The organism is Phenylobacterium sp., from assembly GCF_030679875.1.
Lineage (GTDB): Bacteria > Pseudomonadota > Alphaproteobacteria > Caulobacterales > Caulobacteraceae > Phenylobacterium.
The window spans coordinates 177,013-197,727 of the sequence record NZ_JAUXSP010000021.1 but is presented as its reverse complement, the minus strand read 5'-3'; the positions used below and the strand labels follow the sequence as shown (position 1 = coordinate 197,727).

Here is a 20,715-nt window from a genome sequence, read left to right as displayed (position 1 = left end):
CATCAGTTGTTTGCCCACTTCATGCCGCCAAATACGCCTCTCCTGGATCAGGTTTCCGCGCCCGCCGACACCCGCGGTTTCACCGTCCCACAACTCCAGACCCTGGCTGACGAGCTTCGCAGCGAGACCATTGACGCTGTCTCGCAGACCGGCGGGCACCTGGGCGCTGGCCTGGGCGTGGTCGAGCTCACCGTCGCCCTGCATCACGTCTATGAGACGCCCAAGGACATCCTGATCTGGGACGTGGGCCACCAGGCCTATCCGCACAAGATCCTGACCGGACGGCGCGACCGCATCCGCACCCTGCGTCAGGGCGGGGGTCTGTCGGGGTTCACCAAGCGGGCCGAGAGTGAATATGACCCGTTTGGCGCCGCCCACGCCTCGACCTCCATCTCGGCGGCGCTCGGCTTTTGCGCGGCCCGCGACCAGGCAGGACGGAACAACCGCGTCGTGGCTGTCATCGGCGACGGCTCCATGAGCGCCGGCATGGCCTATGAGGCCATGAACAACGCGGCCGAGACGACCAAGCAGCTGACCGTCGTCCTCAACGACAACGACATGTCCATCGCCCCGCCGGTGGGGGGCATGAGCGCCTATATGGCGAGACTGGTGTCCGGCGGCGGCTACCAGTCCCTGCGCAATCTCGGCAAGTCAGTGGCCAAGGCCTTCCCGCGGCCGATCCAGGAGGCCGCCCGCAAGGCCGAGGAATACGCCCGGGGCATGGTCACCGGCGGCACCCTCTTCGAGGAGCTGGGCTTCTATTATGTCGGCCCCATCGATGGCCACGACATGGAAGCCCTGGTGGCGGTGCTCCGGAACGCCCGGGAGATCGTCGACCGGCCGGTGCTGGTTCATGTGGTCACCCAGAAGGGCAAGGGTTACGCCCCCGCTGAAAGCGCGGCCGACAAGCACCATGCGGTGGTCAAGTTTGACGTGGTCACGGGCCAGCAGGCCAAGGCCCAGGCCAAGGCGCCCAGCTATACCAAGGTGTTCGCCACCGAGCTCATCAAGCAGGCGCGCCTGGATCCCACCATCTGCGCGATCACCGCGGCTATGCCCTCCGGCACGGGGCTTGATCTGTTTGGCCAGGCCTTCCCTGATCGCACCTATGATGTCGGGATCGCCGAGCAGCATGCGGTGACCTTCGCCGCCGGACTCGCCGCCGACGGCATGAAGCCGTTCGCGGCCATCTATTCCACCTTCCTGCAGCGCGGCTATGACCAGGTGGTCCACGATGTGGCCATTCAGGGCCTGCCGGTGCGCTTCGCCATCGACCGGGCGGGGCTGGTGGGCGCCGATGGGCCGACCCATGCCGGTTCATTTGATGTCGGCTTCATGGGCGCGCTTCCAGGCATGGTGCTGATGGCCGCCGCCGACGAGGCCGAACTCGCCCATATGGTCGCGACCGCCGCGGCGATCGACGACCGCCCCAGCGCCTTCCGCTACCCGCGCGGCGAGGGGACAGGCGTGGCCATCCCTGAGGTCGCCACGCCGCTGGAGATCGGCCGGGGCCGCATCGTACGCGAGGGGACCGCTGTGGCGCTCCTGTCCTTCGGAACGCGCCTGCCCGAGTGCCTGCGCGCCGCCGACATGCTCGGCGCGCGGGGCCTTTCGGCGACAGTGGCCGACGCCCGCTTCGCCAAGCCCCTGGATATCGACCTAGTCCTGCGCTTGGCCCGGGACCACGAGGCCCTGATCACCATCGAGGAAGGCGCCATGGGCGGCTTCGGGGCCTTCGTCCTGGAGGCCCTGGCGCGACACGGCGCTCTGGATCGCGGACTTAAGGTGCGTACCCTGACCCTGCCGGACATCTTCCAGGACCACGACAAGCCGGAACTGATGTACGCCCAAGCGGGCCTCGATGCTGAGGGTGTCGTGCGGACCGCCCTGGCGGCTCTGGGCGCCGATGTGGTGGCGGCTGCCGGCCGCCGGGCCTGATCAGCGGCAGTAGCGCAGGAAGCCCTGGACTGAGCGCCGCGCCGCGGCTGCTGGCTGTACGCCGCCGCCCAAGGCCGAGACGGCCAGCATCCCTGTGCGGCTGAAGGCTTCGGCCACGGGGGCGCGGTCTGCGAATTCCACGGTGATGATCGAGCCATCGCCGATGGGATCGAGATTGGCCTCGCCAGGTATGGTGGTCTGGGTTTCGCCCGAGGCGATGGTCACGCTGACGGGCCAGGGGGCCGGGCGCCCCACATCGTCCAGCCAGCGTCCGCTGGAATTGTCCGCCGCCAGCCGCTGGGCCACGGGAAACCGCGCCACAATCTGACGACTGTCCTTCACACAGGTGAGGGCGAGGTCAGGGATAGGGCTGCCGGGCGAGGTATGCGCCAGTTCGACGGGCTCCGGCGTGGAGCGGTACGTCCAGCCACTTTCCTGGGCCGCGGCGGCCGAGCTGGTGAAAAGGAGCAACAGGGCGAGGGCAGGGGCGCGTGTCATGGGCGGAGCTTAGCCCCGGCACAGCCAAGGCTCCAGCCTCAAGGCCTTAAACCGGTTGGCCACACTGCCCGAAGAAGTCCGACACCAGGGCCTGATCGGCGCCCCGCGCCGGAGCGGCCACAGTCTTGCCGGCGGTCTGCACCGATAGCTCGCCGGTGCGGGCGAAGCGGTCCAGGGCCGGCGTGTTGGCGGCTGCGCTCTCAATGACGACGCCCAGGCCGGCGATTGGCGTTGGGGCGACCGCGCTGGTCAGGTCGAGCCGCTCCTGTCGCGATGACAGGCCCACTGCGCCTGAGTCCCCCGAGCCGGACACCCCATCGGACGTGATCACCGCCACCTCGACCTCACCCGACTGCGGGTGGCAGCTCAGCATGACCAGCACATTGTCAGACTGGGGCTGGCCGTAGACCAGCTTGAGGCCTTCGCTGTGGGTGTGGTTGAACGACCAGGCCATGGGGGCCGGCGCCTCGGCCACGGGGTGAGCGCAGGCGGCGACGATAATCATGGCGGCCGACAGGCCCAGGGCGGAACGGGTGCGCATGGTGGGCGTCTCCTTCAGAGAAGCAAACTCGCCGCACGCCGTTCGGTTCATGGCGCCTCGTCAGAAGGGGGAGAAGCTCTCCACGATGGCCTGACCGGCCGGGGTTCGCTGGACCCGGCTGATGTCGCCCCGACCGCCGTAGCTGATGCGCGCCTCTGCGATCTGCGAATGGCGGATGGTGTTGGACGAGGTGATGTCCTCCGGGCGGATGATTCCGGCCACCGACAGCTGCCGAACCTCGCCATTGGTGCGCACCTCCTGGGTGCCCTGGATCATCATATTGCCATTGGGCAGCACGGCGGTGACGACGGCGGCGATGACCAGGTTGATCTTCTCGGCGCGAGACACCGAGCCGGAGCCGGAGTTGTTGGAGCTCGAACTGCTGGAGATCGCGTTGGCCGGGTCGAAGGCGCCGGGCAAAATGCGGCCCAGGCTGGATTCCAGACCAAAGAAGGTCGGCACGCCGGCCTGCATGCCGCCGCTGCGATTGGTGCTGGTGGAGTTCGAGGTCTGGGCCCGGTCGTCAATCTCGATCTGGACGGTGACGATGTCACCGACCCGGTTGGCCCGCTGGTCAAGGAAGAAGGCCCGGGCGCCTGTGCGCCACAGGGAGTTGGCCGAAGCCTGGCTCGGCATGGGCTGATTGGCGGAGGCCAGGATCACCTGCTGTTGCGGAACCAGGGCGGCGGGATAGCGCACGGGGGTGAGGTCCGGCCCCGCGACGGCCTCCTGGACGGTCGAGCAGGCGCCAAGCGGCAGCAGGGCGAGGATGGCGAGGGTGGCGAGGCGCATGGCGAGGTCTCTTCTCAACGGGATCAACGCAGGGCGTAGCGGGCGGCCGGGCTGGCCAGCATCTGATCGGCGCCAGGGCCGACGGCGGCCTGGCCGGGGCCGGTGGCCACGGCCTGGACCGTGCGCTTGGTGGTCAGGTTCTGGGCGGCGAAGCCTTCGCCCTGGGCGGCGCGGCCCATGGCCTTGGCCTTGACGCTCAGCACCATTCCGGCCGCCTCATAGGTCAGGGTGACGATGTCGCCCGCGGCGATCACCTGTGGGGCGGTGACGTCCCGGGCGGCGACGACCGACCCGGCGCGGAGGGGGCGGCGGGCGGCGAGCCCGATGATCGCTTCGGCGTCGTGCGGCGCGTCGGTTGGGGCCATCGCCGCCTTGCCCCAGATCAGATCCTCGGGCTGGACAATGTCGCCGGTCGACAGGCTGCGGGCATAGGTCAGCACTTCCACATTGCCGGCGCGGGCCGAGACGGACGTGGCGGTTCCGCTGTCGGCGCCGGTGCGGACCACAATGCGGCGGACGCCCTCGGCGTTGGCCCAGTGCAGGCCTGCGCGGCGCGCCAGTTGCTGCACTGCGCCGGCGTCGAGCACGACGCTGAGCCCGGGCTTGGCTGCGACCCTGACCGCGGCGGCCGATCCGGCGCCGTCGAACAGGTCGCCGAGGGTGACGACCCCGTCCGAATCCACGGTCTCGGCCTTCAGGCTCACCGGCTGGGCGGCCTGGGCGATGGGCGCGGCGGCCAACCAAAGGGCGGCGGCGATCGTGAGGTGACGGAGGATCATCATCACTTCACCGCATTGGCGGCTTGCAGCATCTCATCGGCGGCGGAGATGACCTTGGAGTTCATCTCATAGGCCCGCTGGGCGATGATCAACGCGGTGATTTCAGTGACGGCGTCCACATTGGAGGCCTCGGTATAGCCCTGGAGCAGGTTGCCGAATCCAATCGCTCCCGGCGCGCCGACATTGGCCGGCCCGCTGGCGGCGGTCTCCACCAGGAGGTTGTCGCCGATGGCGCTGAGGCCGGCTTCATTGACGAAATTGGCCAGCTCGATCTGGCCCACAACCTCGGCGTCGGCCTGACCTTCCCGGATGGCCTGGACCTCACCGCTCTTGGAGATGGAGATGGATGTGGCGTCGCCGGGCACGGCGATCGCCGGCTGGAGCGCGTATCCGTCCTCGGTCACCAGCTGACCATCGGCGTTCAGCGACAGGTTGCCGGCCCGGGTGTAGGCGGTCTCGCCGGACGGCATCAGCACCTGGAAGAACCCCCGGCCACTGATGGCCATGTCGTAGGGATTGCCCGTCTGGGTGACGGCGCCCTGCTCGGTGATGCGATAGACCGATCCGGCCTTCACCCCGCCGCCGATCTGCACGCCGGTGGGCACGATGGCGCCTTCGGCGGCCATGGCGCCGGCGCGCTCGATCGTGTGATAGAGCAGATCCTGGAACTCGGCGCGCTGCTTCTTGAAGCCCACCGTGTTCATGTTGGCGATGTTGTTCGAGATGACCTCGACGTTCAGCTGCTGGGCGGACATGCCCGTCGCGGCGGTGCGAAGTGCCTGCATGGTGAAGACCTTCTCTAAGAGCTCTAGTTCGCCCGACCCATGCGCTCGACAGCGCGTCGGGACAGGTCGGCGGAGGATTCCATCATCTTGGTGATGCTCTCGTAGGCCCGGGTGACTTCGATCAGCCGGGTGATCTCCAGGATGGGCTTGACGTTGGAGCTCTCCAGCATGCCCTGGCGGACCCGCACGTCGGGCGCCGCCTCGGCCGGGAGGTTGGATGTGTTGCGCAGCAGGTTGTCGCCAGTCTTTTCCAGGACCGAGAGATCGTCGAACCGCACGACGCCGACGCGGCCCAGCTGGTTTTCGCCCTGGCTGATCGTGCCATCGGGGCCGATGGTGACCTTACCGTCCTCAGGATTGATGACGATCTCGCCGCCGCCTTCCCCGGCCAGGGGCTGGCCGGCCTGGTTGGTGATGCGGCCCAGCTCGTCCAGGCGGAAACGGCCGTCCCGGGTGTAGCGGGGGCCATCGTCGGTGGTGACCTCGAAGAAGCCTTGGCCTTCGATGCCCAGGTCGAGATCCGAACCCGTACTGAACAGCCCGCCCTGGCCGAAATCGCGGGCGACGCCGCCGTCGATCACGAACTTGACCGGGCGGGGGGCGCCTTCGGTGTAGGCCGGGGCGCCGGGCTCTGCGCGGGCCATCAGGGACTCAACCTTGAAGCCCACCGTGTCGGCGTTGGCGACATTGTTGGCGATGAGGTCCAGCTCGCGCCGCAGCACCATCTGGCGCGACAGGCCGACATAGATCGCATTGTCCATCTACTCGCCTCCCTGGGTGCGACAGGATTTCACACCTGTCGCCTGCAAGCTTCGGGCCAGCCAGAAAGGCGAACAAAAACAAGATTTAAGAAGGTTAATTTCGCCCCCCTGGCGGAAACTGCCGGGCAGGATCGGCCGCCGTTAACAGGTGTAAAAACCTATCCTTAACCACCGCTGCGGCATGGGTGAGGGGTAAGATTCTAAGGAGCCGCGCGCGTGGCCAAGTCCAAGGACAAGCAAGCCCCTGTCGATGGCGACGAAGCCGCCCTCGATGGCGAAGGCGCGCCGGCCAAGAAGAAGCCGCCGCTCAAGCTGCTGATCATCGCCGGGGTTGGCGCGCTTGTGGTCCTGGGCGGCGGCGGCGCGGGGGCGTTCATGCTGCTGGGGCCCAAGCCAGCCGCCGAGGGCGCCGAGGCGGAGAAGGCCGAAAAGGCGAAGACTGAGAAAGCCGAGAAGGGCAAAGGCAAGGACGGCGACGCGCCGGCAAGCCCGGCGGTGATCCGTCCTGGTCCCGATGGGGTGGTCTTCTACACCATGCCCGACATCGTCGTGAACATGCAGACCCCAGAGGGCAAGGCCACCTTCCTGAAGCTGCGCCTGACGCTGGAGCTCCCCGACGACGGCGTGGCCACTGAACTGGATCCCAACCTTCCCCGGCTGCAGGACATGTTCCAGACCTTCCTGCGCGAGTTACGGCCCGAGGATCTGTCGGGCAGCCAGGGAAGCTATCAGCTTCGCATGGAGATCCTGCGTCGGGTGAATCTGGTCATTGCGCCGGCCAAGGTGAACGCCGTTCTGATCGAGGAGATGCTCATCAACTGATCCGCGCTCGCGGCTTCAGTTGAGATTTCGCCATGGCAGACGACAACGACATGTCCGCAGACACCGGAGCTGACGCCTGGGGCGCCGGCGGTGATTCTGATCCGTTCGCCGGGACCGAGCGCATCCTCAATCAGGATGAGATCGACAGCCTTCTTGGCTTTGACCTCACTGATGACGAAGCCTCTGAGCGCACCGGCATCCGGGCGATCATCAATTCTGCGCTGGTCTCCTACGAGCGGCTGCCCATGCTGGAAATCGTCTTTGACCGCCTGGTGCGGTTGATGACGACGTCCCTGCGCAACTTCACCTCAGACAATGTCGAGGTCAGCCTCGACAACATTTCCTCGATCCGGTTCGGGGACTACCTGAATTCCATCCCGCTGCCGGCCATCCTGGCGGTGTTCAAGGCTGAGCAGCTTGAGAACTACGGCCTTCTGACGGTCGACTCGAACCTGATCTATTCCATCGTCGATGTTCTGCTGGGCGGTCGTCGGGGCACGGCGGCCATGCGCATCGAAGGCCGGCCCTACACCACGATCGAGCGGGTGCTGGTCCAGCGGATGGTCGAGGTCGTGCTGGCGGACGCCCGGGCCGCCTTCGAGCCCCTGACGCCGGTGTCCTTCGTCCTGGACCGGTTGGAGACCAATCCGCGCTTCGCCGCCATCGCCAGGCCCGCCAACGCCGCCATCCTGGTCAAGCTGCGCATCGACATGGAGGACCGGGGCGGCCGCATCGAGTTGCTGCTGCCCTATGCGACCCTGGAGCCCATCCGGAAGATGCTGCTGCAGCAGTTCATGGGCGAGAAGTTCGGCCGCGACAACATCTGGGAAGGCCACCTGGCCACCGAGCTCTGGACCACCCAGTTGGAGGTCCGCTGCGTCCTGGACGAGCTGCAGATACCCCTCCAGCGGCTGCTGGATCTGCAGGTGGGCGAGACCATCGTGCTCAACGCCACGCCGGAGAGCCCGGTGGAGCTGCGGGCTGGAACCATTCCCCTGACCCGCGGTCACATGGGCCGCCGCAACCACAACATCGCCGTCCGCGTCGAGGCTCCCCTCTCGCCGCAGGCCCGCAAAGCCGTGCAGAGGATCTGATGAGTCTGGTGGCGATCTCGATGAATCTCATGCTGGCGGTCCTGCTGGCGGCCGCCCTGATCATGGGGTGGCGTCTGAACCGGCGGCTCAAGGCCCTGCGCGACAGCCACGAGGGGTTCGCCCTGGCTGTCGCGGAGCTCGACGCCGCCGCCCGGCGGGCCGAGCAGGGCCTGGCGGATCTGCGCGCGGCCACCGATGAGGCCGCCGAGACCCTGGATGATCGCGTCACCGAAGCACGCCAGCTCAGCGCCCGCCTCGAGCGGCAGGTTCGCGAAGGGCCGGCGCTGGCGGAAGCCGAGGCGGCGGAGCGCGCCGCCGAGCGCCGGCTGGGCGCCCTGTTGTCAGGTGCCCATGAACTGCGTCCCCCGCGCCCCCGCGCCGAGACCGAGCGCGAGATCGCCCCGATTCCGCGTCCCGGCCGCCCCCTGTCCAAGATGGCGCGCGCCCTGGAAGAAGACCTGTTCGACACCCCCCCGGCTGAGGCCGCGGGCCATCTGAGCCGAGGCCGTCGATGAAGTCTGTTCCCCGCATCCTGCCCATTGTCGGCGTCGCGATCGGCGGCGTCCTGGTGGTCAACGCCCTGGCCGGGGCCCAGGCCCTCCCTGATCTCCTGTCTGGCGCGCGCGCCTTCGCCCAGGAGGCGGTGAGCGATGGCGCGGGCAAGGCCGGCGAAGCCGCCGGCGCGGCTGAAGCGGCGCCAACCGGGGAGGCGACCAATGCGGCCGCCTCGACCCTTCCCAAGCCCGTGGCGGCCTGCGCCCCGACGGCGGCGGAGCTGGCCCGGGAGGCCGGACTATCGCCGGCCGAGCTGCAGGTGCTGCAAAGCCTGGGTGAGCGCCGGGGCCAGCTGGACGCCCGCGAGCAGTCCATGGAGACCCAACTGGCCTTGATGGCCGCGGCGGAAGCCAAGTTGGACGCCAAGGTGAAGGCCCTGAGCGGCCTCAAGACCGACATTGAAAGCCTCATGGGCGAGGCCGAGGTTCGCGAGAACACGGAGGTCGCCCGCATGGTGAAGGTCTTTGAGGGCATGAAGCCCAAGGATTCCGCCGCCCGCATGACGGTGCTCGACGACTCCGTGCGCTTGCCTATCGCTGCGGCGATGAAGGAGCGCGCCCTGTCGGCCATGCTGGCGGCCATGCCCCCCGCCGAGGCCAAGCGTCTGACTGAGAGCCTCGCCAGCCGCTTCGAAGCCGCCCGCGCCCTGGGCAAGGCCCTGGGGGCCACGGAAAGCGCCGCGGCCCAGAACGCGCCACGCCCCGCCGCGCCTGCGGCCAAGGCTGGCGGCTAAGACCATGACCCTGCGTCGGACCCTGCGCTCCGGCGTCGCGGCGGCCTGCATCCTGGCCACGGCGACGCCTGCGGGCGTGCTGGCCCAGGCCGCGGCGCCCGCGGCCGCCGAGGCGCTTGAGGTCCGGGTGGCGCAGGCGCGTGGCTTTTCACGCATCGAATTCCACTGGCGGGGCGCTGCGCGGGTGACCAGCCGGCAGGCAGGGTCGGTGCTGACCCTGCGCTTTTCCCGCGACGCCAATCCCGACATCTCCCGGCTTCGGGTCTCACCGCCGCGGGGCTTGAAGACCGCCCAAGTGCGCCATGTGGGCGGTGTGCTCGAGCTCGACCTGACCCTGGAGGAGGGGTTCGAGGCCCGACTCGGCCAGGCCGACGGCGCCGCCTTCGTCAATATCGCGGTCAAGCCGGCGGTCGAGACCGCCAAGGCCCCTGAATCCAAGGTCGCGGCTGCGCCGCCGGCGTCCACCCCCCTGGAGCCGCCGCCCAATCGCCCCAATCCGGTTCCCGCGGACGGGGTTGTGCGCCTCGACGCCAGGCTGGAGGGCGCCCAGGCGGTCCTGCGCTTTCCCTGGGCCGCGCCGGCTGGAGCGGCGGTGTTCCGCCGGGGCGACGCCGTGTGGGTGGTGTTCGACGCCCCGGCCCGCCTCGACGTCTCCAAGGCGCCGCGGGGCTTGCTGCAGTTCTCCCGCATGGAAGCCTTCCGGGGCCCTGACTATTCCGCTGTCCGGATCGCCAGCCCGCAGGGCACGCCGGTTTTCGCCATCAGCGAGGGGAACACCTGGATCATCGCCCTGGGCGCCGGCGCCCAGCCCCAGCCCTCCGTCATCAGCGTGCGTCGAGACGAAACCGGCGGCCCGGCCAGCCTGACGGCGGCTGTGTCCGGGGTGACCCGCATCGTGCGTGTTCCCGACTCCATGGTCGGCGACACCCTGACCGTGGCCATGGCCCTGGGCCCGGCCAAGGGCCTGCCGTCCAGGCGGGAATTTGTGCAGATGGCCCTGCTGCCCTCCGCCCAGGGCTTGGCCATGGAGTCCTTCGCCGAGGACATCACCCTGTCGAGGGATGGCGATCTGGTGGCTATTGGCCGGCCGACGGGCCTGGCCCTCTCCTCGCCGACGGTGGCCGCCCGTCGTAACGAGGCCCCGGTCGGCGCCCCCATGCCGGCGGGTCGTCCCGCCCTTGTGGACTATGACAACTGGCCCAAGACCGGGTCGGGCGGCTTCATGTCGCGCTACAACGCCCTGGTCACGGCCGCGGCCGAAGAGGGTCTGGACGGCCAGCAGAGCAAGGTCGCCGCCCGGATGGCCCTGGCCCGCTTCCTGGTCGGCACCGAGCTTTCATTCGAGGCCATCGGGGTCCTGAACGACGTGGCGCGCCTGCATCCCTCCCTGCTGGGGGACGCCGAGTTCCGTGGCCTGCGGGGCATCTCCAGGGTCATGGCGCGACGCTACAAGGAGGCCAGCGCCGACTTTTCCGCCCCGGCCCTGTCCAACGATCCGGCCGCCGCCCTCTGGCGTTCCTATCTGGCGGGCCAGACCGCGCAATGGCCCGAGACCCGCAAGGAATTCGCCGCTGGCGCCGCGGCCTTTAATCAGTTCCCCGCCGTCTGGCGTCAGCGCTTCGCCCGGGCCGACGCCAAGGCGGCGCTGGAGATGGGCGACCTCGACGGCGCCGATTCCCGGATCCGCATGGCGCTCGCCGAAGACACCGACGCCCTCGAAGAGCTCGCTGTTCGCCTGCTGCAGGCCGAGCTGGCCGAAAAGCGGGGCCAGACCGGCCGGGCCCTGCGTATCTACCAGGCGGTGGCCACGGCCCCGGTGGACTATCTCTCGGCCCCGGCCCTGCTGAACGCCACGCGCATCCGGTTCGAGGAAGGCGCGATCACCCCGCTCCAGGCGACCGCGGCCTATGACAGCCTGCGCTTCCGCTGGCGCGGGGACGGCACGGAACTGGCGACGATCCGGGCGCTGGGTCGCCTTTATCTCAGCCAGGGCCGATATCGCGAGGCCCTGGAAGCCCTGCGTTCAGCGGGTCAGCGACTGCCCGACCTGCCTGAGGCGATGGGACTTCAGGCTGACCTCGGCAGCGCCTTCCGGGCCCTGTTTCTGGACGGCCTGGCCGACGGCCTGGAGCCAGTCCAGGCGCTCGCCCTCTTTTTCGACTTCAAAGACCTGACCCCCCTCGGCGCCGACGGGGACATGATGGTCCGCCGTCTGGTCCGTCGCCTGGTGGATGTAGACCTGCTGAACCAGGCTGCTGACCTCCTGGCCTATCAGGTGGACAACCGGCTGGACGGCGTGCCCCGGGCCCAGGTGGCCACGGATCTGGCCCTCATCTATCTGATGGACCGCCGGCCCGAGCAGGCCCTGGTGACGATCAACGGCACGCGCTCCACCATCCTGCCGCGCCAGCTCAACGCCGACCGCCGGCTGATCGAGGCCCGCGCCCTGTCGGATCTGGGCCGCCTGGACCACGCCCTGGAGGTGCTGGAGCGCGAGGTATCGCCCGAGGCCCGCGATCTGCGGGCCGAGATCGTGTGGCGCAAGAAGGACTGGCCCGAGGCCGGCAAATTGTTCGAAGCTTCCTTGGGGGATCGCTGGCGCGCCCAGGGGGCGCTGAGCGCCGAGGACGAGGGCAAGCTGCTTCGGGCGGGCGTCGCCTTCAGCCTGGCCGGCGACGACCCCGCCCTGGCGCGGCTGGAGGAGCGCTATAGCGGTTTCCTGGATGAGGCGCGAAATCCCGAGGCCCTGCGGGTGGCGCTGACCGGGGTCGCATCCGGCCCCGTCGGCGTTGGCGAGTTCGGCCGCCTGGCCGCCGACAACGAGGCCTTCGCCGGCTGGGTCGCCCGGATGAAGGACAAGTTCCGCGCCGCCGCCGCCCCTGCGGCTCAAGCCGCCAAAACGACCACAGGCGCAAAGCCCGCCTGACTCCCGTTACCCCGTCAGGTATCCGCGCGGGGTCTCAGGACGCCTCGGAGAGCGGCGCCTGCGCCGTCCAGCCGGCCACAGCCCCGACCATGGCGCAGTTACGGTAGAGGCGCGTCAGGTTCATTTCGTTCGACGGCGCAAGCGTCAGGGCGAAAGTCATCAGCGTATCGGCCGGGACAATGTAGCCGCCATCGACCATCCGGCAGATGTTCTGCTCGGCGAGCCTGGCCAGCCGCCGACGGGTGGTTTCGAACGGCACGGCGGATTCACGCGCCAAGGCGGCGATGCTGATCGGCGACTTGCGGGCGTCGATGACGAGCGGTGAGCTATCAGGACCGTCCGCGGCCGTCCCCCGGGCGTCCCCCAGGCCAGCCGTATTCAGGTGGCTCAGATTCAGCACCAGCAGCAGGTTCATGTAGTCGCCGCACAGATGGCGCATCTCGCCACCCATGCGTAGGGCGTAGCTCATGAAATAGCGGGCCACGGCGCGGTGGGGATGTTCCTGAGGATGATCGGGCGGCGACGGTAGGGGCCGGCCGTCAAAAAAGCCCAGATGAGTCAGGCGGCGATAGGTGCGCGCGGCCAGGTCGTCGATGGCCAGGACGGTCGCCGCGTTGGCTGGGGTGTAAAAGTAGGACTCTGGCACGATCACCCCGGCGGGGTCGGCGATGATCATGCCCTTGGTCTTGAGCCGGTTGATGCGGCGTCGAACGGTCTCAAATCTCAGGTCCAGACTGTCTGCGACCCGGCTGACGCTGACCCGGCGCCGGGCGATGTCCGGCGGCGGTCGGTCGAGGGGCCCGAAGGCTACCTGATCGTCAAAACCTGCCGTCGCGGCGTCGACATTGGCCTGGATGATGGTCGCCACAAGCAAGGCGTCCATCGGATCAAGACTCAGGTCTCGCCCTTGCCAGAGTTCCAGGAGCGCGGCGCGCGTAATGTTCAGCGCCGCCGACTCTGTTGAGGTCAGCAAACCGTGGTTCATCAATCTCGTATGGTCCAGGCGCGGGGCCAACACAATATGACGCCGTTCTGCGAAGGCGCCGGAAGCCCGGGGGTTGGTCGCCGGTATCGATTGCGGAATCTTTTTGACCTCGCCGGGGCGCCCATGGCTTCGTCCTGTCAACGAGAAGCCGTCAGTGGGAGAGCCGGGCGTGGCGCAGTTCGGAAGCTATCAGAACGAAATCTACCAGGGTGGACTGCGTGGGGTGCTGCCCGCCGTGCCGGTGGACTACGCCACCCTGGTCGCCCGGGCGACGGCGGCCATGCCGTCCCATGTGCTGAACTACGTCCAGGGCGGCTGCGGCGACGAGTTCACCCAGGACCAGAACGCCCTGGCCTTTCATCACTGGGGCATGGTCCCGCGGATGATGGTCGAGACCAGCGTGCGGGATCTGTCAGCCGATCTGTTTGGCCACACCTATCACTCGCCCCTGTTCATGGCGCCGATCGGGGTGACAGCCATGTGCAGCCAGGACCAGCATGGGGACATCGCCGCGGCCCAGGCCTCGGCCCTGACCGGCGTCCCGATGGTGGTCTCGACGCTTGGCAATGACACCCTGGAGGACGTGGCGCCGCATCTGGGCCAGACGCCCGGCTTCTTCCAGCTCTACACCCCGCGCAACAAGGAGCTGGCCGAGAGCCTGATCACCCGGGCCGAGGCCGCCGGCTATCGCGGGATCATCGTCACCCTGGACACCTGGGTGACCGGCTTCCGCCCCCGGGACCTGAACGCCGGCAACTTCCCCCAGCTGCGCGGTCATGTCCTGCAGAACTACACCGCCGATCCGGTCTTCCAGAAATTGCTGGGCAAGGACGCTTCGGCGACGCCGGCCGAGGCCGTAGCCCTGTGGGGCTCGCTGTTTGGCCGGCCCATGCTGTGGGAGGATATCGCCTGGCTGAAGTCGGTGACCAAGCTACCCATCATCCTGAAGGGCGTCTGCCACCCCGAAGACGCCCGCAAGGCCGTCGATATGGGCGCCGACGGGATCTACTGCTCCAACCATGGCGGCCGCCAGGCCAATGGCGGCATTGCGGCCATCGACATGCTGCCTGACGTGGTCAAGGCCAGCGGCGAGGTTCCGGTGTGGTTCGATTCCGGCATCCGCTCCGGGTCCGACGTGGTCAAGGCGCTGGCCATGGGCGCCGCAGCCGTCGGCGTGGGCCGCCCCTTCGTCTATGGTCTGGCCCTGGACGGCGCCGCCGGCGCCGCCCACGTCCTGAAATGCATCCTGGCCGAGGCCGACCTCTTCATGGCCGTCAACGGCATGCCCACCCTGGCCGACCTGCGGCGCGAAGGGGTGCGGCGGCTGTAGGAGCCGCAAGCCTTACTACCCCCCGCCGGTTCCCCGCTGGAAGCTCTCCACCAGGCTGCCGGCCACCAGTCGCCAGCCGTCCACCAGGACGAAGAAGATCAGCTTGAAGGGCAGGGAGACGACCACCGGGGGCAGCATCATCATCCCCATGCTCATCAGCACGCTGGCCACGACGAGGTCGATGACCAGGAAGGGCACAAACAGCAGGAATCCGATCTCGAACGCCGTCTTGAGCTCCGAGATCATGAAGGCCGGGGTGACGATGCGCAGGGGCAGGTCGTCCACGGTCTGCGGCTGCTCGACCCGGGAGAGGCGGACAAACAGGGCCAGGTCCTCCCGGTCGACCTGGGAGAGCATGAAGGTCTTGACCGGCGTGGCTGCGGCCTCAAAGGCCTGGGGCAACTCCATCTCCTGATCGAGCAGGGGGCGGATGCCGTCATCATAGGACCGCTCGAAGGTTGGGGCCATGATGATGGCGCTGAGGAACAGAGCCAGGCTGATGATCACCGCATTGGGCGGGCTCTGCTGCAAGCCCAGCGCCGTGCGCAGCAGGGACAGCACGACCACGATCCGCACGAAGGAGGTGGTCATGATGACGATGGAGGGCGCCAGCGACAGGACGGTGAGCAGTCCCACCAGCTGAACGACCCGTTCGGTGAGGCCAGCCCCGGTCCCGAGGTCGATGTTCAACGCCTGGGCCTGGGCCACCGTCGGACCCATCATGGCGACGAGGCTGACCAGGGCGGCCAGGCCCGCGGCGCGGCGCCAGTCGGCGGCGGGAAGGGCGGTGAGGACGCGGAAAAAGGGGCGCATCAGGCTTGGGCCTTGGGCTTGCGGGCTTTGCGGGGCGCGGTCGGTCTGGCGGCGGCTGGCGGCGAGATGGTCGAGGGCGGGTTCAGCACCTGGCCTTCACCCAGCAACAGGAGGCGTTCCTCCCCGTCACAGGAGACGATGAGCAGGCGGCGGCTGGGATCGAGCACCAGGGTCTCCACCACGGCCAGACGGCGCTCGGCCCGGGTCGAGGCGAACCTGGCCATGGCCTCAGGTCCAAATCGGCGCATGGCGACGCCGGCCAGGCCGATCAGGCCGATCGTGATGGCGAGAGCGAAGACCGCCCGGGCGAAACTGGCGAGATCCATGGGGCGCACCTGTCCGACGCGCGGGCGCCGGTCTTTGGCCCGATTTGCGGCGAACACTCTTAAGGAGCGATTAACCCTGTTTATTCACCATGTTGGCATGAACCTGGCCGACATCCCCCTGTTCTCGATGCTGCGTGGCCGCATAGGCCATCTCGGCGAGCGCCAGCGGCTGATCGCGCAGAACGTCGCCAACTCCGAAACGCCGGGCTACACGCCGCAGGACGTGAAGGCCTACAGCTTCCAGGCCCAGCTTCGCGGGGTGCAGATGGCCCAGGCCGGGGCGCCGGCCCGCACCCAGGCCACCCATCTGAGCGGGACGGTCAATCGCACGGCCGCGGCCTCGACCTTCAAGTCGGTCCGCACCAAGGACTCCGAGACCACCATGGACGGCAATTCCGTGGTCCTGGAGGAGGAGATGATGAAGATGTCGGAGGCCCGCATGGCCTACGACGCCGCCGTCGGCTTCTACCAGAAGTCCCTGAACCTGCTGCGCACCGCAGCCCGCCCGCCTGGGCGCTGATCGTCGGAGACTGAGCCATGGCTGAGATCAAATCGACCCAGGGCGCGGCCCAGGCCATCGCGGCCACCGCGCTTCGCGCTCAGCAGGCGCGGATGCGGGTCATCGCCGAGAATCTGGCCAACGCCAACTCCACCTCGCAACAGGCCGGCGGCGACCCCTATCGCCGGCAGGTGCCGGTGTTCGAGCCCAGCCGCATCGACGCCGGTCAGGGCGTGCGGATGGCCAGGGTTCAGGCCGATCCGAGCGCCTTCCGCACGGAATATGAGCCAGGCCACCCGTCCGCCGATGCGGCGGGCTATGTGAAGCTGCCCAACGTCAACACCCTGGTGGAGGCGATGGACATGCGCGAGGCCCAGCGGGCCTACGAGGCCAACCTCAATGTGATCGAGACCGCGCGCGCCATGGAGATGCGCGTCCTCGATCTGCTCAAGCGCTAGGGACCTTAGGCCATGATGACCCCGCTCGCCGCAGCCAAGGCCTATGCCGCCACCCAGGGCGCGGCCGTTCCCTCGATCGGGGGCGGTCAGGCCGCCGGCGGCGTCGACTTTGGCGCCATGCTGAAGGACGTCATGGAAGGCGCGGTGCAGACCTCGCGCACCGCCGAGACCCAGATGGCCGCCCACGTCCAGGGCAACGCCCAGCTTGTCGATGTCGTCACCGCCATCTCAGCGGCTGAGGCCAGCCTGGAGACCGTCATGGCGGTCCGCGACCAGGTGATTTCCGCCTATCAGGAAATCATGCGGATGCCGATCTGACGCACCTGCTGTCCGCCAGTGCGCCCTGGGGGAGCCCAACCAGGGTTTGACGTGTTAGGTCTGGCGCATGGCAGACCCTCGCATCGCGCTGGAGCGCGTCACCAAATCCTATGGCGCGCACGTGGCGCTGACCGATGTGTCCCTGGATATCGAGGCCGGCGAATTCGTCGCTCTGGTGGGCGCATCGGGCTCCGGCAAGACCACCCTTCTCAAGACCATCAATGGCCTGATCGCCCCGGACGCGGGCGAGGTTCGGATCGAGGGCGAGGCGGTGGCCAATCTGGCGCCGCACCTTCTGCGCCGGCGCATTGGCTATGTCTTTCAGGAGGTCGGTCTCTTTCCGCACCTCACCGTGGCCGAGAATATCAGCATCACGCCGAAGCTGCTGGGCTGGGACAAGGCCCGCCGCGCCGCCCGCGCCGCCGAGCTGCTGGAGCTCGTGGCCCTGCCGCAGGAGATGGGCGCGAGGTTTCCCGCGGCCCTTTCGGGCGGTCAGCAACAGCGGGTCGGCGTGGCCCGGGCCCTGGCCGCGGAGCCGCATATCGTGCTGATGGATGAGCCCTTCGGCGCCCTCGATCCCCTGACGCGCGACGCGCTCGGCGACGACTACCGCGCCCTGCATGAGCGGCTGAACCTGGCCACCGTCATGGTCACCCATGACATGACCGAGGCGCTGCTGCTGGCCGACCGCATCGTGGTGGTGGCCGCGGGCCGCCTGATCGCTGACGGGACGCCACAGGCCCTGGCCGCCTCCGCCGATCCCGAGGTCGCCGCCCTGCTGGCCGCCCCGCGCCGTCAGGCCGCGCGCCTGCGCGCCCGCCTGGGAGACGCGGCATGAGCCCGCAGTTTGAGGCGGCCTTTGCGCGCCTGCCGGAATATCTCGCCTGGCACGTCCTGCTCAGCGCCTCGGCGCTGGGGCTTGGCCTGCTGATCAGCCTGCCGCTCGCCGTCGCGGCCAGCCGGAACCGGCACATTCGCTGGCCGGTCCTGGCCGGCGCCAGCCTGATCCAGACCATTCCCAGCCTGGCCCTGCTGGCTCTGTTCTTCCCGCTGCTCCTGGTGATCTCGGCGGCCAGCGAAGACCTGATCGGCTACGGTTTCTCGGCCCTGGGCTTCCTCCCGGCCCTGCTGGCGCTGACCCTCTATTCGATGCTGCCCATCGTGCGGAACGGGACCACCGGCATTCTCTCGGTGGACCCGGCCATCATCCAGGCGGCCGAGGGCGTCGGCATGACGCCCCGCCAGCGCCTGTTCCAGGTGGAGCTGCCCCTGGCCGCGCCGGTCATCATGGCCGGGGTGCGCACCGCCGCGGTCTGGACCATCGGGGCGGCCACCCTGTCGACGCCGGTCGGCCAGACCAGTCTCGGAAACTACATCTTCTCTGGCCTGCAGACCGAGAACTGGGTGCTGGTGCTGTTTGGCTGCGCCGCTTCGGCCCTGCTGGCCATGGTCACCGACCAGCTGCTGGGCCTGATCGAGGCCGGCGCCGCCAAGCGGGACGTCAAGCGCGCGGCCCTGGGCGCGGCCGGTATCCTTATTGGGGTTGTCGTGGCCCTGACCCCGCTGATCAGCTTCGGCAAGCCGGCCAGCTACGTGGTCGGCGCCAAGAACTTCTCCGAACAATACATCCTGGCCGAGATGATCGCCGAGCGGATCGAGGATCTGGGCGGCGAGGCGCGGATGAAGGAAGACCTCGGCTCGGCCATCGCCTACCGCGCCTTGGCCTCGGGCGAGATCGACGTCTATGTCGACTATTCCGGCACCCTGTGGGCCAACGTCCTGAACCGGGAAGATAACCCCGGCCGCCAGGAGGTCCTGGAACAACTGACCGAGGAGCTGGCCCGCCGGGACGGCGTCCTGGTCCTGGGCTCCCTGGGGTTTGAGAACGCCTATGCGCTCGCCATGCGCCAGGACCGCGCCGCCGCCCTGGGGATATCGACCCTGGATGATCTGGCCCGGCGCTCAGCCAGCCTGACCATGGGGGGCGACCTAGAGTTCTTCGCCCGTCCGGAGTGGACGGCGATCAACGAGGCCTATGGCTTCGGATTCCGCGCGCGACGCTCCTACCAGCCCACCTTCATGTTCCGGGCAGTGACGTCGGGCGACGTGGATGTGATCTCCGCCTTCTCCAGCGACGGCCGGATCGCCGCCGATGATCTGGTCACCCTGGCCGATCCCCGCCAGGCCCTGCCGCCCTATGACGCCGTGGTGCTAATCGCACCTGCTAGGGTGAATGACGCCCGGCTGCTGGCCGCCCTGCGGCCGTTGATCGGGGCCATCCCGGTGGAGGCGATGCGCGACGCCAACTACAGCGTCGACCGGGATACCGACAAGCTGCGCCCCGTGGAGGCGGGACGCGCCCTGTCCGAGGCGCTGGGCCTCGACTGACGCAGCCGCGGCTCAGCGCTGGTTGTCAGAGCTCGGCGGGGGGGCGAGCAGGCGGAGGCCCTCGGGCGTGATATCCCAGCCCTGGCGGCTGCGGACGGCCAGGCCCAGTTCCACCAGCACCTGGGCGTCGCTGATGTTCACAAACGGGACCTCGCCGCCGGACTTCTTACGGCTGAGATTTTGCAGGGCGTGGAGCTGGCCCTCGGTCAGTTCGCTCATAGTCGATCAGCGCGTGCTGCGGCGGTCGTTCAGCATCGCCTTGGGCGCCTGCTGGCTCAGGGTGGCCGGGGTTGTGGAGCGGGGATCGATAAGGTCGCGGCGCGCCGGCGCCTGCAGACGCGAGTCGTAGATTTTCATGAGATGGCGGCCTTTCGGGCCTGGGCCTGCGGCGGGTCCGCGGGACGATGACCTCAATCCTAGCACGATGCGCCGTCCTTGTCGGACCTCAAGTGCGCGCCATCTCGGACAGGCGCTCCGGTCCCGTGAAGACTTCGAACCCGTCCCGTCGCGCGATGCCGACCAGAGTCATCCCCGCGGACCGGGCCGTACGGATGGCGAGCGCGGTCGGAGCCGAGACGGCGATGATCATCTGGGCCCCGATCATGGCCGCCTTCTGGACCATTTCCACGGAGACGCGGCTGGTCAGTACCACCGCGCCAGCGGAGGCGGGCTCAGGCGCCATGGCCAGGGCGCCGGCCAGCTTGTCCAGGGCGTTATGGCGGCCGACATCCTCCCGCACGGCCAGATAGCCGGCATCTGGGCTCCACCAGCCCGCGGCGTGGACGGCGCGGGTCAGGTCACCCAGGGCCTGAAGTTGGGGCAGGGCCTCGATCGCGGCGTGGATGTCCGCTGGACACAAGGTGAGGCCGCCGGCGACGACCGGCGGGGCTCTGAGCGCCTGGGCCAGACTGTCGACGCCGCAGAGCCCGCAGCCGGTGGGACCTGCCTGACGGCGGCGGCGCGCCGCGGCGGCGGCGGAACTACGCGGGCTCAGCCACAGGCGCACCTCGACCCCGTTCTCGCCCGCGATCACATCGATGTCCCGCACCTCGGCTGGGCTGTCGATGATCCCCTCCGTCAGGCTGAAGCCAAGCCCGAACTCGGCCAGGTCCGACGGCGTCGCCATCATCACGGCGGTGGTGGAGGCGTCGTGGACGATGGCCACGGCGGTCTCTTCGGGCACCTCGCGCGGGGTCAGCGCGGCGCCTTCGCTGCGAAATCGCAGGGGCTGGGCGCGGACCGAGGCGGAGATGTCCAGGTTCGGCGGATCAGGACTGCGCAACATTGTGAACGCTCCCCAGGGTTCCCGGCGCCAGGCGGGCGAACCCGAAGGGCGGCTGCGCCGTTAGCCCCCTGATCCTTGCTCTACGCGGA

At 68.7% G+C, this 20,715-nt stretch carries 24 protein-coding genes; 12 read left to right on the top strand and 12 right to left on the bottom strand.

From position 1 onward, the window contains the following. Window positions 1-21 precede the first annotated feature (21 nt). Entirely contained in the window at window positions 22-1,938 is a 1,917-nt protein-coding gene (gene dxs / locus Q8K84_RS14380) for a 1-deoxy-D-xylulose-5-phosphate synthase (RefSeq protein ID WP_305283562.1), read from the top strand. Here dxs and Q8K84_RS14375 read toward each other — a convergent pair whose 3' ends face one another. From Q8K84_RS14375 to flgF, 6 genes are read right to left on the bottom strand one after another with little or no spacing between them, the layout of a single operon-like run. Continuing rightward, window positions 1,939-2,436 (bottom strand): hypothetical protein, encoded by a 498-nt coding sequence (locus Q8K84_RS14375; RefSeq protein ID WP_305283393.1) that lies wholly within the window; start codon window positions 2,434-2,436, stop codon window positions 1,939-1,941. A 46-nt stretch (window positions 2,437-2,482) separates the two neighbouring features. Then, window positions 2,483-2,977: a hypothetical protein gene (locus Q8K84_RS14370; RefSeq protein ID WP_305283392.1), complete on the bottom strand. Its 495-nt coding sequence runs from the start codon at window positions 2,975-2,977 to the stop codon at window positions 2,483-2,485. Window positions 2,978-3,037: 60 nt separating this feature from the next. After that, on the bottom strand, window positions 3,038-3,769 hold the full coding sequence (flgH, locus tag Q8K84_RS14365) for a flagellar basal body L-ring protein FlgH (RefSeq protein ID WP_305283391.1): 732 nt from the start codon (window positions 3,767-3,769) through the stop codon (window positions 3,038-3,040). Window positions 3,770-3,792: 23 nt separating this feature from the next. Continuing rightward, window positions 3,793-4,527, bottom strand: a complete 735-nt coding sequence (gene flgA / locus Q8K84_RS14360; protein WP_370867877.1) for a flagellar basal body P-ring formation chaperone FlgA — start codon at window positions 4,525-4,527, stop codon at window positions 3,793-3,795. A 23-nt stretch (window positions 4,528-4,550) separates the two neighbouring features. Then, window positions 4,551-5,333 carry a flagellar basal-body rod protein FlgG gene (flgG, locus tag Q8K84_RS14355; protein WP_305283388.1) on the bottom strand — a complete coding sequence of 261 codons (783 nt, stop codon included), beginning with the start codon at window positions 5,331-5,333 and terminating at the stop codon, window positions 4,551-4,553. A gap of 23 nt (window positions 5,334-5,356) precedes the next feature. Then, window positions 5,357-6,094 (bottom strand): flagellar basal-body rod protein FlgF, encoded by a 738-nt coding sequence (flgF, locus tag Q8K84_RS14350; RefSeq protein ID WP_305283387.1) that lies wholly within the window; start codon window positions 6,092-6,094, stop codon window positions 5,357-5,359. A 216-nt stretch (window positions 6,095-6,310) separates the two neighbouring features. Between flgF and Q8K84_RS14345 the strand changes: the two genes are divergently transcribed. From Q8K84_RS14345 to Q8K84_RS14325, 5 genes are read left to right on the top strand one after another with little or no spacing between them, the layout of a single operon-like run. After that, window positions 6,311-6,916: a flagellar basal body-associated FliL family protein gene (locus tag Q8K84_RS14345; RefSeq protein ID WP_305283386.1), complete on the top strand. Its 606-nt coding sequence runs from the start codon at window positions 6,311-6,313 to the stop codon at window positions 6,914-6,916. Window positions 6,917-6,966: 50 nt separating this feature from the next. Beyond that, entirely contained in the window at window positions 6,967-8,010 is a 1,044-nt protein-coding gene (gene fliM / locus Q8K84_RS14340; protein WP_370867876.1) for a flagellar motor switch protein FliM, read from the top strand. Further along, window positions 8,010-8,525 carry a DUF6468 domain-containing protein gene (locus tag Q8K84_RS14335; protein ID WP_305283384.1) on the top strand — a complete coding sequence of 172 codons (516 nt, stop codon included), beginning with the start codon at window positions 8,010-8,012 and terminating at the stop codon, window positions 8,523-8,525. Before fliM ends, Q8K84_RS14335 begins: the two co-directional genes overlap by 1 nt. Next, window positions 8,522-9,298 (top strand): MotE family protein, encoded by a 777-nt coding sequence (locus tag Q8K84_RS14330; RefSeq protein WP_305283383.1) that lies wholly within the window; start codon window positions 8,522-8,524, stop codon window positions 9,296-9,298. The genes Q8K84_RS14335 and Q8K84_RS14330 overlap by 4 nt, the downstream gene beginning before the upstream one ends. Before the next feature lie 4 nt (window positions 9,299-9,302). Then, on the top strand, window positions 9,303-12,224 hold the full coding sequence (locus Q8K84_RS14325) for an endoglucanase (protein ID WP_305283382.1): 2,922 nt from the start codon (window positions 9,303-9,305) through the stop codon (window positions 12,222-12,224). Between the two features lie 34 nt (window positions 12,225-12,258). Here the strand turns inward: Q8K84_RS14325 and Q8K84_RS14320 are convergent, their stop codons facing one another. After that, entirely contained in the window at window positions 12,259-13,107 is an 849-nt protein-coding gene (locus Q8K84_RS14320) for a hypothetical protein (protein ID WP_305283381.1), read from the bottom strand. A gap of 271 nt (window positions 13,108-13,378) precedes the next feature. On the opposite strand from Q8K84_RS14320, the gene Q8K84_RS14315 reads away from it, so the two are divergent. Further along, window positions 13,379-14,539, top strand: coding sequence for an alpha-hydroxy-acid oxidizing protein (locus tag Q8K84_RS14315; protein ID WP_305283380.1), 1,161 nt, complete (start codon window positions 13,379-13,381; stop codon window positions 14,537-14,539). Between the two features lie 15 nt (window positions 14,540-14,554). Here Q8K84_RS14315 and fliP read toward each other — a convergent pair whose 3' ends face one another. Beyond that, on the bottom strand, window positions 14,555-15,352 hold the full coding sequence (gene fliP, locus Q8K84_RS14310; RefSeq protein ID WP_305283379.1) for a flagellar type III secretion system pore protein FliP: 798 nt from the start codon (window positions 15,350-15,352) through the stop codon (window positions 14,555-14,557). Beyond that, window positions 15,352-15,678 carry a flagellar biosynthetic protein FliO gene (locus tag Q8K84_RS14305; protein ID WP_305283378.1) on the bottom strand — a complete coding sequence of 109 codons (327 nt, stop codon included), beginning with the start codon at window positions 15,676-15,678 and terminating at the stop codon, window positions 15,352-15,354. Before Q8K84_RS14305 ends, fliP begins: the two co-directional genes overlap by 1 nt. Window positions 15,679-15,775: 97 nt before the next feature. Between Q8K84_RS14305 and flgB the strand changes: the two genes are divergently transcribed. The 5 genes from flgB to Q8K84_RS14280 all read left to right on the top strand — a co-directional run bounded on the left by flgB (window position 15,776) and on the right by Q8K84_RS14280 (window position 19,341). Further along, window positions 15,776-16,198 carry a flagellar basal body rod protein FlgB gene (gene flgB / locus Q8K84_RS14300; protein WP_305283377.1) on the top strand — a complete coding sequence of 141 codons (423 nt, stop codon included), beginning with the start codon at window positions 15,776-15,778 and terminating at the stop codon, window positions 16,196-16,198. A 17-nt stretch (window positions 16,199-16,215) separates the two neighbouring features. Next, a complete protein-coding gene (gene flgC / locus Q8K84_RS14295; RefSeq protein WP_305283376.1) occupies window positions 16,216-16,635 on the top strand; it encodes a flagellar basal body rod protein FlgC in 420 nt (139 codons plus the stop codon). A gap of 12 nt (window positions 16,636-16,647) precedes the next feature. Then, window positions 16,648-16,953, top strand: coding sequence for a flagellar hook-basal body complex protein FliE (locus Q8K84_RS14290; RefSeq protein WP_305283375.1), 306 nt, complete (start codon window positions 16,648-16,650; stop codon window positions 16,951-16,953). A 67-nt stretch (window positions 16,954-17,020) separates the two neighbouring features. Next, on the top strand, window positions 17,021-17,791 hold the full coding sequence (locus Q8K84_RS14285; RefSeq protein WP_305283374.1) for an ATP-binding cassette domain-containing protein: 771 nt from the start codon (window positions 17,021-17,023) through the stop codon (window positions 17,789-17,791). Further along, on the top strand, window positions 17,788-19,341 hold the full coding sequence (locus tag Q8K84_RS14280; RefSeq protein WP_305283373.1) for an ABC transporter permease/substrate-binding protein: 1,554 nt from the start codon (window positions 17,788-17,790) through the stop codon (window positions 19,339-19,341). Before Q8K84_RS14285 ends, Q8K84_RS14280 begins: the two co-directional genes overlap by 4 nt. Window positions 19,342-19,353: 12 nt before the next feature. Here the strand turns inward: Q8K84_RS14280 and Q8K84_RS14275 are convergent, their stop codons facing one another. The 3 genes from Q8K84_RS14275 to fdhD form a co-directional block, all read right to left on the bottom strand. Beyond that, window positions 19,354-19,560 carry a hypothetical protein gene (locus Q8K84_RS14275; RefSeq protein ID WP_305283372.1) on the bottom strand — a complete coding sequence of 69 codons (207 nt, stop codon included), beginning with the start codon at window positions 19,558-19,560 and terminating at the stop codon, window positions 19,354-19,356. Window positions 19,561-19,566: 6 nt separating this feature from the next. Then, window positions 19,567-19,698 (bottom strand): hypothetical protein, encoded by a 132-nt coding sequence (locus Q8K84_RS14270; protein WP_305283371.1) that lies wholly within the window; start codon window positions 19,696-19,698, stop codon window positions 19,567-19,569. A gap of 88 nt (window positions 19,699-19,786) precedes the next feature. Further along, window positions 19,787-20,626, bottom strand: coding sequence for a formate dehydrogenase accessory sulfurtransferase FdhD (gene fdhD / locus Q8K84_RS14265; protein ID WP_305283370.1), 840 nt, complete (start codon window positions 20,624-20,626; stop codon window positions 19,787-19,789). Between the last annotated feature and the right edge of the window lie 89 nt (window positions 20,627-20,715).

What these genes read in the sequence shown, in the direction of transcription:
- Q8K84_RS14305 (WP_305283378.1), bottom strand. Translation starts at nt 15,678, where the DNA reads ATGGATCTCGCCAGTTTCGCCCGGGCGGTCTTCGCTCTCGCCATCACG.
- flgG (WP_305283388.1), bottom strand. Translation starts at nt 5,333, where the DNA reads ATGCAGGCACTTCGCACCGCCGCGACGGGCATGTCCGCCCAGCAGCTG.
- Q8K84_RS14270 (WP_305283371.1), bottom strand. Translation starts at nt 19,698, where the DNA reads ATGAAAATCTACGACTCGCGTCTGCAGGCGCCGGCGCGCCGCGACCTT.
- Q8K84_RS14280 (WP_305283373.1), top strand. Translation starts at nt 17,788, where the DNA reads ATGAGCCCGCAGTTTGAGGCGGCCTTTGCGCGCCTGCCGGAATATCTC.
- dxs (WP_305283562.1), top strand. Translation starts at nt 22, where the DNA reads ATGCCGCCAAATACGCCTCTCCTGGATCAGGTTTCCGCGCCCGCCGAC.
- Q8K84_RS14275 (WP_305283372.1), bottom strand. Translation starts at nt 19,560, where the DNA reads ATGAGCGAACTGACCGAGGGCCAGCTCCACGCCCTGCAAAATCTCAGC.
- Q8K84_RS14325 (WP_305283382.1), top strand. Translation starts at nt 9,303, where the DNA reads ATGACCCTGCGTCGGACCCTGCGCTCCGGCGTCGCGGCGGCCTGCATC.
- flgH (WP_305283391.1), bottom strand. Translation starts at nt 3,769, where the DNA reads ATGCGCCTCGCCACCCTCGCCATCCTCGCCCTGCTGCCGCTTGGCGCC.
- fliP (WP_305283379.1), bottom strand. Translation starts at nt 15,352, where the DNA reads ATGCGCCCCTTTTTCCGCGTCCTCACCGCCCTTCCCGCCGCCGACTGG.
- Q8K84_RS14320 (WP_305283381.1), bottom strand. Translation starts at nt 13,107, where the DNA reads ATGGACGCCTTGCTTGTGGCGACCATCATCCAGGCCAATGTCGACGCC.
- fdhD (WP_305283370.1), bottom strand. Translation starts at nt 20,626, where the DNA reads ATGTTGCGCAGTCCTGATCCGCCGAACCTGGACATCTCCGCCTCGGTC.
- Q8K84_RS14330 (WP_305283383.1), top strand. Translation starts at nt 8,522, where the DNA reads ATGAAGTCTGTTCCCCGCATCCTGCCCATTGTCGGCGTCGCGATCGGC.
- flgF (WP_305283387.1), bottom strand. Translation starts at nt 6,094, where the DNA reads ATGGACAATGCGATCTATGTCGGCCTGTCGCGCCAGATGGTGCTGCGG.
- fliM (WP_370867876.1), top strand. Translation starts at nt 6,967, where the DNA reads ATGTCCGCAGACACCGGAGCTGACGCCTGGGGCGCCGGCGGTGATTCT.
- Q8K84_RS14335 (WP_305283384.1), top strand. Translation starts at nt 8,010, where the DNA reads ATGAGTCTGGTGGCGATCTCGATGAATCTCATGCTGGCGGTCCTGCTG.
- Q8K84_RS14375 (WP_305283393.1), bottom strand. Translation starts at nt 2,436, where the DNA reads ATGACACGCGCCCCTGCCCTCGCCCTGTTGCTCCTTTTCACCAGCTCG.
- Q8K84_RS14285 (WP_305283374.1), top strand. Translation starts at nt 17,021, where the DNA reads ATGGCAGACCCTCGCATCGCGCTGGAGCGCGTCACCAAATCCTATGGC.
- Q8K84_RS14370 (WP_305283392.1), bottom strand. Translation starts at nt 2,977, where the DNA reads ATGCGCACCCGTTCCGCCCTGGGCCTGTCGGCCGCCATGATTATCGTC.
- flgB (WP_305283377.1), top strand. Translation starts at nt 15,776, where the DNA reads ATGAACCTGGCCGACATCCCCCTGTTCTCGATGCTGCGTGGCCGCATA.
- Q8K84_RS14290 (WP_305283375.1), top strand. Translation starts at nt 16,648, where the DNA reads ATGATGACCCCGCTCGCCGCAGCCAAGGCCTATGCCGCCACCCAGGGC.
- flgC (WP_305283376.1), top strand. Translation starts at nt 16,216, where the DNA reads ATGGCTGAGATCAAATCGACCCAGGGCGCGGCCCAGGCCATCGCGGCC.